Source organism: Bradyrhizobium sp. WBOS08, from assembly GCF_024585125.1.
Classification (GTDB): Bacteria; Pseudomonadota; Alphaproteobacteria; order Rhizobiales; family Xanthobacteraceae; genus Bradyrhizobium; species Bradyrhizobium japonicum_B.
The window spans coordinates 4289577-4304359 of sequence record NZ_CP028988.1; the positions used below are offsets into that span (position 1 = coordinate 4289577).

General features: G+C 64.4%; 23 protein-coding genes. 12 read left to right on the plus strand and 11 right to left on the minus strand.

The features are described from left to right. Positions 1-239: 239 nt before the first annotated feature. Entirely contained in the window at positions 240-533 is a 294-nt protein-coding gene (locus DCM80_RS20190; protein ID WP_257193314.1) for a hypothetical protein, read from the plus strand. 13 nt (positions 534-546) lie between these two features. On the opposite strand, the gene DCM80_RS20195 is transcribed toward DCM80_RS20190, so the two are convergent. Beyond that, positions 547-1059, minus strand: a complete 513-nt coding sequence (locus DCM80_RS20195) for a DUF4142 domain-containing protein (protein WP_257193315.1) — start codon at positions 1057-1059, stop codon at positions 547-549. A 93-nt stretch (positions 1060-1152) separates the two neighbouring features. On the opposite strand from DCM80_RS20195, the gene DCM80_RS20200 reads away from it, so the two are divergent. The 3 genes from DCM80_RS20200 to DCM80_RS20210 all read left to right on the plus strand — a co-directional run bounded on the left by DCM80_RS20200 (position 1153) and on the right by DCM80_RS20210 (position 1870). Continuing rightward, positions 1153-1347 (plus strand): hypothetical protein, encoded by a 195-nt coding sequence (locus tag DCM80_RS20200; protein WP_028134975.1) that lies wholly within the window; start codon positions 1153-1155, stop codon positions 1345-1347. A gap of 115 nt (positions 1348-1462) precedes the next feature. Continuing rightward, a complete protein-coding gene (locus DCM80_RS20205; RefSeq protein WP_257193316.1) occupies positions 1463-1594 on the plus strand; it encodes a hypothetical protein in 132 nt (43 codons plus the stop codon). Positions 1595-1663: 69 nt separating this feature from the next. Continuing rightward, complete coding sequence (locus DCM80_RS20210; protein WP_257177092.1) at positions 1664-1870, plus strand: hypothetical protein; 207 nt, start codon at positions 1664-1666, stop codon at positions 1868-1870. 150 nt (positions 1871-2020) lie between these two features. Here the strand turns inward: DCM80_RS20210 and DCM80_RS20215 are convergent, their stop codons facing one another. From DCM80_RS20215 to DCM80_RS20245, 7 genes are all read right to left on the minus strand, one after another. Next, a complete protein-coding gene (locus DCM80_RS20215; RefSeq protein ID WP_028134977.1) occupies positions 2021-2275 on the minus strand; it encodes a hypothetical protein in 255 nt (84 codons plus the stop codon). Between the two features lie 198 nt (positions 2276-2473). Beyond that, entirely contained in the window at positions 2474-2956 is a 483-nt protein-coding gene (locus tag DCM80_RS20220; RefSeq protein ID WP_257193317.1) for a DUF3147 family protein, read from the minus strand. Beyond that, positions 2956-3303 (minus strand): DUF3147 family protein, encoded by a 348-nt coding sequence (locus DCM80_RS20225; RefSeq protein ID WP_257193318.1) that lies wholly within the window; start codon positions 3301-3303, stop codon positions 2956-2958. The genes DCM80_RS20220 and DCM80_RS20225 overlap by 1 nt, the downstream gene beginning before the upstream one ends. Beyond that, a complete protein-coding gene (locus DCM80_RS20230) occupies positions 3300-3878 on the minus strand; it encodes a phosphatase PAP2 family protein (RefSeq protein ID WP_257193319.1) in 579 nt (192 codons plus the stop codon). The genes DCM80_RS20225 and DCM80_RS20230 overlap by 4 nt, the downstream gene beginning before the upstream one ends. Before the next feature lie 89 nt (positions 3879-3967). Next, entirely contained in the window at positions 3968-4858 is an 891-nt protein-coding gene (locus tag DCM80_RS20235) for an SDR family oxidoreductase (protein WP_257197984.1), read from the minus strand. Positions 4859-5060: 202 nt separating this feature from the next. Then, positions 5061-5615, minus strand: a complete 555-nt coding sequence (locus DCM80_RS20240) for a DUF4142 domain-containing protein (protein WP_028134982.1) — start codon at positions 5613-5615, stop codon at positions 5061-5063. Between the two features lie 83 nt (positions 5616-5698). Further along, positions 5699-5926, minus strand: a complete 228-nt coding sequence (locus DCM80_RS20245) for a hypothetical protein (RefSeq protein ID WP_257193320.1) — start codon at positions 5924-5926, stop codon at positions 5699-5701. A 294-nt stretch (positions 5927-6220) separates the two neighbouring features. Here DCM80_RS20245 and DCM80_RS20250 point away from each other — a divergent pair, with 294 nt between their 5' ends. Both DCM80_RS20250 and DCM80_RS20255 read left to right on the plus strand, forming a co-directional pair. Beyond that, positions 6221-6595, plus strand: a complete 375-nt coding sequence (locus tag DCM80_RS20250) for a PRC-barrel domain-containing protein (RefSeq protein WP_257197985.1) — start codon at positions 6221-6223, stop codon at positions 6593-6595. A 16-nt stretch (positions 6596-6611) separates the two neighbouring features. Further along, complete coding sequence (locus tag DCM80_RS20255) at positions 6612-6770, plus strand: hypothetical protein (RefSeq protein WP_257193321.1); 159 nt, start codon at positions 6612-6614, stop codon at positions 6768-6770. A gap of 67 nt (positions 6771-6837) precedes the next feature. Here DCM80_RS20255 and DCM80_RS20260 read toward each other — a convergent pair whose 3' ends face one another. Continuing rightward, a complete protein-coding gene (locus DCM80_RS20260) occupies positions 6838-7302 on the minus strand; it encodes a helix-turn-helix domain-containing protein (RefSeq protein ID WP_257193322.1) in 465 nt (154 codons plus the stop codon). Between the two features lie 180 nt (positions 7303-7482). Here DCM80_RS20260 and DCM80_RS20265 point away from each other — a divergent pair, with 180 nt between their 5' ends. From DCM80_RS20265 to DCM80_RS20285, 5 genes are all read left to right on the plus strand, one after another. Then, entirely contained in the window at positions 7483-8220 is a 738-nt protein-coding gene (locus tag DCM80_RS20265) for an SDR family oxidoreductase (protein WP_257193323.1), read from the plus strand. A 63-nt stretch (positions 8221-8283) separates the two neighbouring features. Continuing rightward, on the plus strand, positions 8284-9285 hold the full coding sequence (locus DCM80_RS20270; protein WP_257193324.1) for a nitronate monooxygenase family protein: 1002 nt from the start codon (positions 8284-8286) through the stop codon (positions 9283-9285). A 109-nt stretch (positions 9286-9394) separates the two neighbouring features. Beyond that, positions 9395-9814 (plus strand): hypothetical protein, encoded by a 420-nt coding sequence (locus DCM80_RS20275; RefSeq protein ID WP_257193325.1) that lies wholly within the window; start codon positions 9395-9397, stop codon positions 9812-9814. A gap of 515 nt (positions 9815-10329) precedes the next feature. Continuing rightward, positions 10330-11904: an alkaline phosphatase gene (locus DCM80_RS20280; protein ID WP_257193326.1), complete on the plus strand. Its 1575-nt coding sequence runs from the start codon at positions 10330-10332 to the stop codon at positions 11902-11904. 311 nt (positions 11905-12215) lie between these two features. Then, positions 12216-13034, plus strand: coding sequence for an aldo/keto reductase (locus DCM80_RS20285; protein ID WP_257193327.1), 819 nt, complete (start codon positions 12216-12218; stop codon positions 13032-13034). Positions 13035-13251: 217 nt separating this feature from the next. Here DCM80_RS20285 and DCM80_RS20290 read toward each other — a convergent pair whose 3' ends face one another. Both DCM80_RS20290 and DCM80_RS20295 read right to left on the minus strand, forming a co-directional pair. Further along, the gene (locus DCM80_RS20290) at positions 13252-13488 is read right to left on the minus strand and encodes a hypothetical protein (RefSeq protein WP_257193328.1); all 237 of its coding nucleotides are present in this window, start codon (positions 13486-13488) and stop codon (positions 13252-13254) included. A gap of 96 nt (positions 13489-13584) precedes the next feature. Then, a complete protein-coding gene (locus DCM80_RS20295; RefSeq protein ID WP_257193329.1) occupies positions 13585-14037 on the minus strand; it encodes a hypothetical protein in 453 nt (150 codons plus the stop codon). 159 nt (positions 14038-14196) lie between these two features. Here DCM80_RS20295 and DCM80_RS20300 point away from each other — a divergent pair, with 159 nt between their 5' ends. Next, positions 14197-14466, plus strand: coding sequence for a helix-turn-helix domain-containing protein (locus tag DCM80_RS20300; RefSeq protein WP_257193330.1), 270 nt, complete (start codon positions 14197-14199; stop codon positions 14464-14466). Positions 14467-14783 lie beyond the last annotated feature (317 nt).

Below are 14783 nucleotides of genomic sequence, written 5' to 3' on the forward strand. Positions count from 1 at the left end.
GCGATTGGTCAAAATAGAGCGTCAGCCAAATTCGAAATCAAGCGCCAAGGTTGCGGCGCGAGGAAATGGAACCTGTCTTGCTCAGCCCGATGCTAATAACCGCAATCCGCTGAATTGGTTCCATGGGTTTCGAAAAGAGACGACGGCGGCAGCCCGCGGTCCCCCACCGGTCCCCCGAAGCCTTCTTCGGAACGTAGGCATCGCCCTTGCGGTTAGCCCCCGCAAAGAAGGAGATGGACATGAAAGCAGGACTTGCCGCGCTGATCGTCATGTTGCTTGCCGGGCCGGCCTTGGCCCAGGGCGGCGCCCCCAGCGGCCGCGGGGCGGTGACCGGAGATCCGGCCGCCAGCTCGGCTAACCCTAAGGCGGATTCCCCGACCACGGGGACGGCGGCCCGCTCCAACCCCAGCGGAAGCGGGACCTCATCCTCTGGTGGCAAGGACGACAATGGCGATGCGGGCCGTGACAAGATGCCGGAAAGCAACCGCACCGTGCGGCCGGAGAGCCAGCAGCATCATCCGAACAACAAATAAGGAAGTAAGGCGGCTACTTGTCCGCCATGGTCCGCTCGGCATCCTTGGCCTGCGCGCGCAGCAGCGGAAGCTGCTCGCGCGCGAAGGCCGCGAGCGCAGCGTTGTCAGGCGCCTTGAGATAGCTTTCGAGCAGCGTGATGGCCGATTCATATTCCGGAATCTGCGAGGCGTAGAAGCTGCGGACGTATGTTGGGCCGTCCGAAGTTTCGGGCTCGATCAGGCTGGCGGCGACGGACTCCGTTTTGCCGACGCGGGGCTCGGTGCCGATCGTCTCCTGAATCTGCTTCAGCGCCCTGTCGCGTTTGACCGCTTCCTCGGCGCGCAGGGCGGCGAGGTTCTTGACCTCGGCGTTGCCTTTCAAATCGGTGCTCTCCAGCAGACCTTGCTGGAAGCGGCTGAAATTGTAGAGGCCGGTGATGACGTCGGTGGCGCTCGGCGGGCGGTCGAGCGGCTTGTGTTCACCGGTGCTGTCGGCAAACGCACAAGTGCTGATCAATGCCATCATGACGGCGACGAGAACTCGCATCGAGATCAACTGCGGATGGCGGGCGAAGTTCCCCGAACGTTACGATGCGGTAAGGGCATTGCAGCCCGGGAGTTCCGTCCCCACGTCTTTCCCATGAAACAGTCTGACATCTTCAGAGATAACGCCGACAATTGTCTTCAGCTCGCCGAGCGCGCCGAAGGACAACCTGCGCACAAGCGCTATTCGCGCATGGCGGACGCCTGGACTGCGCTGGCCCACGAGCAGGATTGGCTGGATGGCGAGGTTCCGCCCGTTGCCGCTCGCTTCCCGCAACAACCGGATGCGTGAGCATTCTCCGCTTGGTAAATCCCGTGTGAGATTGCGCACGGAATGCGAGCGGCCCATCCGGCATGATTGGGAATAGTCAATCGCGTTGGTCTTCATTCCAGAAGGAGGTTTTGCGATGGCTCCACGTCTGGCTCTGCTTTCACTCGTCTTCGCCTTTGGCGTCTCGGTCGCGTTCGCGACGGTGACGACGGTGCGCCAGGTGCATCTGGAGAGTGCATCGGCCGCGGTCCATGCGACGCGCAGCTAGCGCCCCGCCGGAACATTCGGCCCCGCAGTGCGTAAGCGCTTCGACACATCATGAGAGGCGAAGCACATCATGGCCCATTCCGACCACGGCATCGTCAAGGACGAGCGCGCCGAGGAGCAGCCCCGCGACAAGCAACGTGCACAGTCCGTGCACAAGGCGGATCCGAAAGGGTCCCCCTCGCGGGAAGCGACGCGTGATCCGAAGTTGAACGACAACAGCAAGACGCCGGGCTCCGGCATGACGCCGGATGATTCCGGCGGTGCGCCCAGCGGCTAGATCGAGCTCCCGCTTTCCCGCAGGGAACGAATTCCCGCGCATGGAGTCGACAGGTTGCTTCCGGTTGGCATGCCCCCGGTGCGCCGGAAGCAATCTCCAAGGACGGCCCTGGCACCCACCGTGCCGGGGTCGTTTGCTTGTGGCCGGCCTCTACGGCTCGGTCCCGGTGCCGCCTTCGGGATCTCCGTGCGTATGCCCGTCCGGTCCCCGGCCGAATACGCCGAAGCTGCTCGACTTCACACCGGCCCCCGCCTCGACGCCCGCGGCGGCCAGTCCGAACCTGAGCAGCTCGCGGACCGCTGCCGCCCGCGTCGGCATGCGATGCTTAAACCGGAAATCGTCAAGGGCGGTCAATTCTTCCGGCGAGAGCATGACCTGAAGGCGTTCGGCGCGAAGCTCGTTCATGGGCCATCTCACAATTGAGTAGGTTGAGTAGGTTACTCAACGAGCCAGCTTGATGCGGGTTCCATGGCAGGCGAGGAAGGTCCCGGACGGCTCAAAAAACCAAGTAAACGGCGTCCAAAAGCCCGGCCGACCGACTGCCGGCGTGCCTGCGCGCATCGATCGGCTCAGACCGCTGCCGAGACGTATGGCTTCCCGATGCTAAGGGAGAATGCCGCGGCGCCTTGCTGATGGCGCGATGCGCGCGGCCAGTGCGCGGGAGGTGATGCGAAGCTTTCGCCTCAACCACCACGCCGAGACCGACACCGCTGCCCAGGCCAGAATGGCGGCGACGAATGCGCCGATCGCGGTCGTCGACACCACGGCGCAAAAGACCGCGGCGAACGCTGCAAGCCCGATGCTTCCGAGGCCGGCACCTGCCGCATCGAGTGCCGCGGCCTGCTGCCCGCGCCTGTCTCCGCTGAGCCCGGCCTTTTCCTTGGCGCGGCGCTCATGGCTCTCGATCAGCGTGGCGCTGGCGCAGAAGACGGCGGGAAGCGCGAGGAAGAGCCCGCCGACGGAGACGCCGAAACGCGAGCTCACGACGCCGGTGAGGACTGTCGCCAGCCCACCGAGCAGAAAGCGAACGCCATACTCGTACCACCGCGTCTGCTTCAGCGCCGATGAAGACAGCTTGACCAGCATCAGGCCGCACCTCCCAAGCCCGCGAGCAGACCGAAGGCGACCACGAGCCACACCGCAAAAGCGGCAATGGTCGCCGGCAACGCGCCGAGACGAAACCTCATCAGGAGATGGCAAACGGCGAGGCTGTAACAGGCGAGTGCGATCGCGCCGTAGACCATTGTCCAGCTCTCGGCGGCGGCGTATTGCGGGCCGTGCTGGACGACGGCGATGCTGAGCGTGGCCAGCGCGACCGATGGCGCCGCGCCGAGCAGCCCTGCAAAACTCTTCGGTCGCAGCATGTCGCCCAGGATTGCGAAAGCGGAGACGATCAGACCGCCGGCGATGAAGCGCACGAGATATTCGGTCATGGCCGTATCCACGAGGCTCGAGGCGGCTTCTTCGCCAGCGTGAACGGCCTCAACGCTCGCTCGACGACGACACCGAGCGTGAAGCCTGCCACCACGTCGCTGGCCCAGTGCGCGAGCAGCGCAACGCGGGTCAACGAAAGCGCCACGGCGAGGCCGCGCGCCAGCCGGCGCCGGACAGGCGGCAACAGGCCCGCCGCCGAGGTGAGAGCGCCCATATGCATGGCGTGACCGGACGGGAATGCGTCGCCGGATCGTCCCGAGAAGGGCACGCCATGCCGGTGGCCGCTGACCGTCAGCCGGTCCGGTCGGGTCTGATCGAACACGGATTTCAGAAGATGCGGCAACACGGCGCTTGCCAGCGAGACCCACAGAACGTGGTCCGCGATCGGACGCCGCTGCGGTTGCCTCAATCGCGTGTAGAGCCACCCCGCAGCGGCCAGCGCGACGAGCACGTGCTCGTCGGCACCCCAGGTCAATAGCTGGGCGGCGTGCTCGAGCCCTGCGTTGGTATGGTCCGCGATCTCGTTCGCGATCGCCCTATCGATCCGGGTGGGTCTGACTGTTACGAGCGCCATCGGTCAACCGGCGATACTTCCTCCATGACAGTTTTGTAAAACGGAGAGACAAAGATGGTTCCTGGATTCCAGCGTTCGTTCCCGGCTCGCTAAGGCTGGCCTGATCCACCCGCAGCGCCGTAGACCTGGCCGGTCGCATAGCTGGCGTCGGCGGCGGCAAGCTGGACGTAGATCGAGGCGAGCTCGACCGGCTGCCCGGGGCGCCCGAGCGGCGTCATGCCGCCGAATTTTTCGAGCTTCTCCATCGTGGCGCCGCCGGACACCTGGAGCGGCGTCCAGATCGGTCCCGGCGCGACGCCGTTGACACGGATGCCCTTGGAGGCGAGCTGCTTGGCCAGCGACTTCACGTAGTTCATCGTCGCCGCCTTGGTTTGCGCGTAGTCATAGAGATCCGGCGAGGGATCGTAAGCCTGCTCCGAGGTCGTGCCGATGATGCAGGCGCCGGGCTTGAGATGCCGGAGCGCCGCCTTGGTGATCCAGAACGGCGCGTAGATGTTGGTCTTCATGGTGGCGTCGAAATCCTCCGACGAAACGTCCAGGATGGAGGCGCGGGTCTGCTGCCGTGCTGCGTTATTGACGATGATGTCGAGACCGCCGAGGCCTTTCACGGCCTGCTCGACCAGCTTGGTGCAGAAGGCTTCGTCCGTGAGGTCGCCGGGAATTGCAAGTCCGATGCGTCCTTCCTTCTCGATCAGCGCGATCACCTCCCGTGCGTCGGGTTCTTCCGCCGGCAGATAGTTGATGGCGACATCGGCGCCTTCGCGCGCATAGGCAATCGCGGCGGCGCGGCCCATGCCGGAATCGCCGCCGGTGATCAGGGCTTTGCGGCCGGCGAGCCGGCCGGAGCCCTTGTAGCTGGTCTCGCCATGGTCGGGCCGCGGCTCCATCTGGCCGGCGAGGCCCGGCCAGGACTGCGACTGCTTCTTGAACGGCGGCTTCGGATAGCGGCCGACCGGATCGATCAAGGCGTGCTCGGCCATGGCGCTCTCTCCTTTCGCTGTGGACGCCAGCGAGGCCGCTGCGAGCGTTGCGCTCGCGGCGTGCATGACGTGGCGGCGGGACAGTGGGGTCTTGATGTGGTTCGGCATGATGCTCTCCGCGATGGTCGAGGCTCAATGCGCGGAGACGGTCGACGTTGCTAAGCAAAGGACGCCGGAAATTCCGGCGTCCTTCAGCAACGCGTTACTTGGTGGACTGGCCGACGCTCGGCGCCTTGCCGAGCTCCTTGGCCATGTCGAGATGGTGCTTCAGGGCGGGCAGCGTCTTGCCGGCCCAATCCTTGAGGTCGGAATTGTCGCCGCCCTTGGCGTAGCGCTCGAACAGCGACACGGCGTCTTCATGGGCGCTGACCTGGTAGGAATTGTAGTCCGAACTGAAGTCCTTGCCGTTCGCGCTCTTGAGCTTGTCGAGCTTGCTCTGGTGTGAGCTGTCGAGCTGCGTCGGAAGCGTGGCCTGGATCTTCTTTTCGCCGACCAGGCCCTTGAGCTCGGTGCTGGTCTTGGTGTGATCGGTGATCATCTGCTGCGCAAAGCTCTTCTCCTGCGCGTTGCCCTTCTGCTGGGCAAGCTTGCTCGACTCGATCTCGAACATGTCGCTGATCGCGACCTGCTTGACGAAGTCGGGGGTGGAAGGCGCGACGCCGAGCGCCGAATTGACGCCGGTCTTCTCGCCCAGCGATTGGGCGAGCGCAGGGCCTGCGAGTAGCACGCAGGCAAGGGCGATGATGGTGCGTTTCATGGTCAAATCCTCGATCGGTCGCGCGACCACTTGCCGGCGACATTGCGCCGACCAACACGCCGAGGGCGCCGAGGTTCCTAACGCTAATCTGCGGGATTGCGTCCGGTGCGCGGATTGATCGGATCGGTCGGCTTGCGTCGCAGCCGCTCCGGCAGGAACGGCTCGGCGGCGCTGGCTGCGGCGTCGGCCCGCACGTCGGCATGGCGCTGCGCGCGCTGATGCGGCGTCGTGTTGTCGTTGAAGCGGTGTTTCACGTCGACGCCGTCGACGGGATCGTTGACGCCGTGCTGGATATCGCGGAAGTCGCTCATGGTTCACCTCATTCCTTTCCAGGCAGGATCGTCTCGAGCACCTGCCGGTTCATCGCTCCGAACACGCCGTTGATGCCGTCGCGGGATAGCCAAAGATGTGGGCACGCCCCCTTGATGCAGACGCTGGACGATGAAATCGGAGACGGTCTGGGACATCGTGCGAACCCCGGCCGACCGTGTGAGCTCAGAGAACGGCTCCTTTCCTGCGATGTTCCTGGCCAGCTCCGGGAACGCGCCCGGAACGATCGCCGCCCCCTCGCGATTGATTCAGATATGGCCGAGTGGAGAATGACGATGCTGAATCAGGGCGAATTGGACCGCGACGAAATGGGCCGGCTGATCGGAAGCGACAAGGTCGAAGGAACATCGGTGTTCGGGGCCGATCGGAACAAGATCGGTTCGATCGAACGGGTGATGATCGACAAGATCAGCGGCAAGGTTTCCTACGCGGTGCTTGGTTTCGGTGGATTCCTCGGCCTCGGCAATGATCATTATCCGTTGCCCTGGCAATCCCTGAAATACGACACCGAGCTGGGCGGCTACATCACCGCGATCACGGCCAAGGATCTGGAAGATGCTCCGAAATACGGCGAGAAGACCGACTGGAACTGGAGCGATGACGCGGCCGTGCGCGGCATCAATGCCTATTACGGCGTCCCGTTCGCGTAGCAGAAGGAATCAACCGATGAGCAAGGAACGCCCTAACGACGATCCCCGCGATCAGAACGATTGGGGTTCGCACAGACAGACGGACAAGCCCTGGAAGGGCAACCCGGAAAAGGAGCAGGGGTCGGACGAGGTGAACCCCGATCTCGAGAAATGGCATCGGACCAAGACGCACTGAGACTGGTGCCGTCTTTCTCAGACTATCGAGCGCGGCGCGGACTTGCGAGCGGGCTTGGGGCCTTGACTCACCCCGCCGCGGCCTTCTGACCCGGCCCCGCATGCACGTGCACCTGTTTGGCGTGCAGCGCCTCGCCGCATTCCGAGCATACCATGACGGGATCGAACAGCTTGCCGCAGCTCTTGTGCTGATGCAGCATCGGGCGGCCGCGCTCGTCGCCCATGTGGGTGTCGCCCCAGTGCACCATCGCCATGATGATCGGGTAGAGGTCGAGACCCTTTTGCGTGAGGATGTATTCGTAGCGCCTCGGCGCCTCGGAATAGGGGACCCGACGCAGGATGCCGAACCGCACCAGCTTCTTCAGCCGCTCCGAGAGCAGGTGCCGCGTGATCTGAAGCGACGATTGAAAGCCCTCGAAGCGGCGCACGCGCAGGAAGCATTCGCGCAGGATCAGCAGCGTCCAGCGGTCGCCGACCACGGCCACGGTGCGGGAGAGCGAGCAGGGCTCTTCGTCCAGCGTGTCCCACTTCATGATGCCGTCTCCGGAGCAAGGCTAGTCAGTCAGAAAGCCAGTCAGTCAGAAAAAGGAACTGACTTGAATGATCAGAGCAATTTGCAGGAAAGCCTATCATTCGGCGGTGTAGTTTGACAGTTCTATTTTAGAACTGTAGCCTCGCGCCCAGTTGCACCGTTCGCACCGGAGGAGGCGACCTTGCCCAAGCGAAACGCGACAGCGGCCGTGATCGGGGCCGGCGATTTCATCGGCTCCGAGATCGCCAAGAAATTCGCGGCCGAAGGCTTCACGGTGTTCGCCGGCCGCCGCAACGGCGACAAGCTGGCGCCGCTGGTGAAGGACATCGAGGCCGCCGGCGGCGAGATCCATGCGCGCTCGCTCGACGCGCGCAAGGAGGAAGAGGTCATCTCCTTCCTCAACGACGCCGACCAGCATGCGCCGCTCGAAGTCTGCATCTTCAACGTCGGCGCCAACGTCAATTTCCCGATTCTCGACACCACCGAACGCGTGTTTCGGAAAGTGTGGGAGATGGCCTGCTATTCCGGCTTCCTTGCGGGGCGCGAGGCGGCGCGGCTGATGCTGCCGCGCGGCGGCGGCAACATCTTCTTCACGGGTGCCACCGCCTCATTGCGCGGCGGTAGCGGTTTTGCGGCCTTCGCCAGTGCCAAGTTCGGCCTGCGCGCAGTAGCGCAGGCGATGGCGCGCGAGCTCGGGCCGAAGAACATCCATGTCGCCCATCTCATCATCGATTCCGGCGTCGACACCGAATGGGTGCGGCAGCGCAGGCTGGAGGCGCACGGGCCCGATGCGCTTGATAATCCCGATCTCTTGATGCCGCCGTCCTCGGTCGCGGACGCCTATTGGCAGCTCTACCGGCAGCCCAAGAGTGCCTGGACCTTTGAAATGGAAATCCGCCCCTTCGGAGAGAAATGGTGACCGCATCGCAAAAGTCCGGCTAGACTAAGCTCAACATAGGCGAATTCCGGGAGGAGAAACCAAGTGAAGACTGCGATCACCGAGCTGTTCGGCATCGAGCATCCCATCATCCAGGGCGGCATGCATTTCGTCGGCTTTGCCGAGCTGGCCGCCGCCGTCTCCAATGCCGGGGGGCTCGGCATCATCACCGGTCTCACCCAGAAGACGCCGGAGCTGCTCGCCAAGGAGATCGCGCGCTGCCGCGACATGACCGACAAGCCGTTCGGCGTGAACCTCACCTTTCTGCCGACCTTTGCGGCGCCGCCCTATCCCGAATACATCGCCGCCATCGTCGAAGGCGGCATCAAGGCGGTGGAGACCGCCGGCCGCAGCCCGGAAGCCTACATGCCGGCACTGAAGGCGGCCGGCATCAAGGTCATCCACAAATGCACCTCGGTCCGCCACTCGCTGAAGGCCGAGCGCATCGGCTGCGACGCCGTCAGCGTCGACGGCTTCGAGTGCGGCGGCCATCCCGGCGAGGACGACATTCCGAACATGATCCTGCTGCCGCGCGCAGCGGAGGAATTGAAGATCCCGTTCGTCGCCTCCGGCGGCATGGCCGACGGGCGCAGCCTCGTCGCCGCGCTGTCGCTCGGCGCAGCCGGCATGAACATGGGCACGCGCTTCATCGCCACCAAGGAGGCGCCGGTGCATCAGAACGTGAAGAACGCGCTGGTCGCAGCCACCGAGCTCGATACCCGTCTGATCATGCGCAGCTTGCGCAACACCGAGCGCGTGCTGAGAAACGCCAATGTCGACCGCCTCATCGAGATCGAGCGCGAGAAGGGCGACAGGCTGAAGATCGACGACATCCACGACCAGGTGGCGGGCGTCTATCCCAAGATCATGCTGGAAGGCCAGATGGACGCCGGCGCCTGGAGTTGCGGCATGGTTGCAGGGTTGATCCATGACATCCCCTCCTGCAAGGAACTCATCGATCGGATCATGGCTGAGGCGGAACAGATCATCCGCAGCCGCCTGATGGGTTTCCTGGATGGGACGGGGACGACGCGAAAGGTCGCCTGACACCGCCAAACTTCTTAACCACGGCGGCACCTGGCCGCTGGAATTCCGCGCGACGCCTCCTAAATAGGGGTAAATTACCCCTTTCATAATGGAATTTCAGGAGGCGTCCGTGGTCCTGAAAAGCAGTTCCTTTGCAATTGCCGTTGCCCTCGTCATCACGTGGGGCGGCATCGCGCGCGCCGACGACTACAAGCCGGGCGAATATCTCGGCCTCGATCTATCCAAGGCCGTGCTGTCGCCGAAGCGTCTCGGGCCCGAGACGCAGTTCGCCCCGGTCGCCCTCGAAGCGCGCGGCGGCAACGAGGCGCAGGCACGCGCCGAGCCCGTCGACGTGCCGAAGAAGGTGGCGGCCGAGCGCGTCCGTGTGACCGAGCCGAAGGCCGCGCATGCGAGGAACGCGCAGCCGCGCGGCGCAGCCCGCGCGAAGCTGGCGCATCGTCGCGGTAACCCGCTCGACGCGCAGGCGATGGACACCCGCATCCAGACCTGGCCCTGCCGCACCGGCGGCATCTGCAACTGGAAGCGCTAGGGCGGGACGCTTCGCCTTCGCCTCTCCCCGCGTGCGGCAGGGCGATCGCATACGGCGCTTTGCGAGACCTGAGCGCGCGCCTCGTCCTTCGAGACGACCGCTTTCGCGGTCTCCTCAGGATGAGGCTAAGAAGCATTGGTGCTCGCTGAGACTGGTGCCGCGCACATGGTCCTCATCCTGAGGGCCCGCCAACGGCGGGCGTCTCGAAGGATGGCCACAGGCAAGATCGCTCCCATGTGCGATTGCCCTGCCGCGGAGAGGCCGGATTGCGTCGAACGCGCAATCCGGGTGAGGGGGACTCTCCGCGAGTCTCACTCTCACCGTGATCGCGGATAGAGGCCCCTCACCCCAACCCTCTCCCCGTAAGAACGGGGCGAGGGGGCAGACCATCGTCGCCGCTGCATCTCGCCCCGTCATCTCCGCGTCGCAAAATCGTCGGCACGGGGTCAAGAAACCGTAAGCCGGGAGTCAAGGAGCGCAGGCACCTTCCGTCGCGATTCGACGAAGGCTTCCGAATGGCAACGCTCCGCGCTTCGCGCGCATGGTCCCGGCGGCAATTCCTGGTCCGTTCGACCTCGAGCCTGGCGGTTGCCTCGCTCGGCACGCTCGCAACCCCGTATCTCAGCCGCGCCGCCGATCGTCCGCAGGTCGCCGGCGGCGTTCAGTCCGGCGACGTCTGCGACGGCTCCGCGGTGGTCTGGGCGCGCGCCGACCGTCCCGCGCGAATGCACGTGGAGTGCTCGACCGTCGAGAGCTTCAAGACCGTCCTTGCGTCGGCCTCGCGCGATGCGCTGCCTGACGCGGATTTCACCGCAAAGCTGCTGCTGAACGATCTGCCGCCGGGACAGGACGTCTTTTACCGCATCCGCTTCGACGACATCGCAACCGGCCTTCGCGGCGACAGCCGCATCGGCCATTTCCGCACTGCGCCGGCAGCCGGCCGGTCGATCTCGTTCGTGTGGTCCGGCGACGTCGCGGGGCAGGGCTGGGGCATCGACGTCGCGCGCGGCGGCTATCGCAGCTATCGGACCATGCTCGACAACCGTCCCGATTTCTTCATCCATTCCGGCGATCACATCTACGCCGACTGCAAGATCCCGTCGGAGCAGAAGCTGCCGAACGGCGAGATCTGGCGCAACCTCGTGACCGAGGAAAAGTCCGAGGTCGCGCACACGCTGGCGCAGTTTCGCGGCAATTACAAATACAACCATCTCGACGAGAGCTTTCGCGCCTTCCACGCGGAAGTGCCGATGCTCGCGCAATGGGACGACCACGAGGTCACCAACGACTGGTCGCCGTCCGGCAGCTACGACGACGCAGGCTTCGAGGATGACGGCACCCCGCGCCTGGTCGCACGCGCCCGCCGTGCCTTCTTCGACTTCATGCCGATCCGCGATATCGGCGCGCAGCAGGGCCGGGTTTATCGGAAGATCGCCTACGGCCCGCTGCTCGACATCTTCATGATCGACATGCGCAGCTATCGCGACGATAGCTGGAACAAGGGCAGTGACAGGCGCGGCTGGATTCTTGGTGCCGAGCAGCTCGCCTGGCTGAAGCGCGAGCTTATTGCTTCGCGCGCGACCTGGAAGGTGATCGCATCCGACCTGCCGATCGGCCTGATCAGCCTGGACGCCGTCGCGCTCGGCGACGGGCCGCCCGATCGGCGCGAGCACGAGATCGCCGATCTTCTCAGCTCCATCAAGCGCGCCGGTGTGCGCAACATCGTCTGGCTCACCGCCGACATGCACTACACTGCCGCGCATCACTATGATCCGAGCAGGGCGCAATTCCAGGAGTTCGAGCCGTTCTGGGAGTTCGTCTCCGGCCCGCTGCATGCCGGGACCTGGGGCCCGGCCGCGCTCGATGACACCTTTGGTCCGGCCGCGATGTACCAGAACGGCTGCAGCGCAGCGCAGGGTGAAAATCTGGCGCCTTGTTTCGGCCTGCAATTCTTCGGCCGTGTCGACATCGACGGCCGCAGCGGCGTCATGACCGTGACCCTGAAGGACGTCGATAATCGCAGCCTCTGGTCGGTCGACATCGCGCCGCAGCCGCAAGCGCGACCCGCTGTGGTGGCGCAGCATTCGTGAGGGGCGGGCGGCTCGTTTAATACCTCCCGCTTGCGGGAGAGGTCGGCGCGAAGCGCCGGGTGAGGGCTTTCTCCTCTTGGGGACTTTCCCGTTGCGGATGCACCCTCTCTCCAGCCCTCTCCCGCAACCGGGAGAGGGAGCGCACTTCGCCCCTGGCGACGACCTGATCACACCTAACCCGATCTTGATTGGCCGGGCTGCCCTTGCCGGGCTATGCTGCTCACTCCCGCCATCACTTTTCCATCACCGAAGAGTCTGCTCACGCGGCAACGCGCGCGTCCTACGGGACGAACCACGTCAGGAGTCTGTTCATGGACAATCTGAAGACACAGGGCATCAGCATGCCCAAGCTCGGCCTCGGCACTTTTCGCATGCAGGGCGATGCCTGCCGCGCTGCGGTCGAGAGCGCGCTGTCGATCGGCTATCGCCACATCGACACCGCCGAGATGTATGCCAACGAGGAGCCGATCGGCTCGGCCATCGCCGCGTCCCGCCTGCCGCGCGGCGAGCTTCACGTCACGACCAAGGTCTGGCACGAGAACCTGACGCCGGATGCGATCCGGCGTGCCTTCGACGCCAGCCTGAACAAGCTCAGGCTCGACCATGTCGATCTCTATCTCGTGCACTGGCCCTCGAAGGTTGCGGATTGGGGCGCGGTGTTCGAGACCTTGATGAAGCTCAAGGAGGAGGGACGCACGCGCGCCATCGGCGTCGCCAATTTCACCACGGCGCTGCTCAAGCTCGCGGTCGAGGACATCAGGACGCCGATCGCCTGCAACCAGGTCGAATATCACGCCATGCTCGATCAATCCAAGGTGCTGGCCTATCTCGCGGCGAAGTCGATCCCGCTCGTCGCTTATTGTCCGCTGGCGCAGGGGCGGGTTGCCTCGGATCCGGTGCTGGCCGAGATCGGTGCCAGGCACAACGCGACCGCCGCGCAGGTCGCGCTGAAATGGCTGCTCGACCAGGACGGCGTCGCCGCGATCCCGAAGGCCTCGCGCCGCGAGAGCCAGCAGGCCAACCTTGATGCTCTCAAGGTCACGCTCGACGATGCCGACCGCGCAAAAATCGCCGCGCTGCCGAAGGACAGGCGCTGCGTCAATCCGGGCTTTGCGCCCGCGTGGGATTAGCAAAGCGTACCGCTCACCCTCTCCCCTTGTGGGAGAGGGTGGCTTTGCGAAGCAAAGCCGGGTGAGGGGTTCTCTCCGCACGCGAATCTCTCGCGTTGGGGTGCGCTGAAGCAACCCCTCATCCGGCGCTTCGCGCCACCTTCTCCCGCAAGGGGAGAAGGAAGAAGAACGCAAAAGAAATGGCCCCGTGAGGGGCCATTTCCAGATCTACTCTGCATCAATCCCAGTGATGACGATGGCTGCGCTTGATCACCACGACCTTGTTGCGATGGTGACCGCGATGCCAGCCGTGGTCGCGATGCGCGCGGTATTGGGCGCGGGCACCGTACGGGCCGTGATGATGGTGATGGTGATAGCCGCTGCGCTTGATCACGACCGTCTCCGCACTTGCCAGCGTCGGCGCCGCGATCACGAGCGCACCCAGGGCCGCAATTGCATAACCAAGCTTCTTCATGACGTCCTCCTCCAATTCGAATGCACATTTAAACGGCGCATCCACACGAACGTTCCGGAGGAATCGCAGGAGAATTCTGAACAGCTGTTCAGGTGACTAATCGCAACGCTGTTGCGGCGGCGTCGGGGCACCCGTCGCGACGTACTTGCCGTCGCGGATGGTGTACTCGCCGCGCTCGCTGCGATTGTAGATCGCGCGCAGGCTGCCGTCCTTCAAGTGCGCCAAGCCGAACTCACGCGCCTGGTGCAGCGAAGGGAAGTACACCATCACATTGAGCAGGCCGTCGGCGCTGACCGTGGCCGACACCACCTCGTTCTCGTCCTTGGCGTCACCGAAATTGCGCCGGTACATCACCCGGCCGTCCTTCCGGATCTCGTAGCTCAGGAGCGCGCCCTTGTCGCGGTCGGGCTTGGCGGCGCAGTCGACCGCCCACGAGCCGAGCAGGCCCCATTGCTCGATCGTCGCAGCCAGTGTCTCGGCACCGGCCGCAGGCGTCATCGCCGCCCACAGCAGCGCAGCCGCGATCCAGCGGCTCAAACAACGCGTCATGTCCTTAAGGAACCCCGCCTCGAAGAATTCCAAAGTGTAGCATCCCGCCCGTTCCCGTCCATGGCGGCTGCCGATCACTCGCGAATTTGATCGGCGTCAATGAGCCCGGTCTTTTCCGGGGTAGGATGGCGCTTCCCGAAGGCGAACCTGGATAGACCAATGCTGAATCAAGTCATGGATTTTGCGGGCGAAGTGCTGCCGGGGAGCTGTGCCGTGCCGCCTTATTCCGAGACCGAGTTTCTGACCGAGCTGGGCGATCGCCTGCGGTCCTCGCGCATGCGCTGCGACCTGTCGCGCCGCGAGCTGGCTCGCCGTTCCGGGATCTCCGAGCGCTACATCGCCCAGATCGAGGCCGGCAAGGGCAACGTCTCGATCGTGCTTTTGCTGCGGCTGGCCTCCGCAATCCACGGCAGTCAGCCCCAGGCCTGACGCTGAGCGTGAATTCTCGACGCGGCGTGAGCGAAGTGCTCTCGCCGGGTCAATGGGGTTGGAAGACCGCGTCGCGTCCCACCGACCAGGATTCCGTGCCCGACGGGAAATACCGCGTCATGGTCACGATCTGGTCTGCATTCGACCGGTCCCTCCACAAGAACCCATAGGTTCCTTCAGGCGATTTAATTCTTTGGGGGCCTTCGAATCGGTCGGAAGCAATCCCGCGCCTCGCGCACTCTGCTTTGAAGGCAAGCACGGCTTCTTCGCGTGCGCTGGATTCGGTACTCGTAGCGAAGTGCAAGACTTCGGAAGCG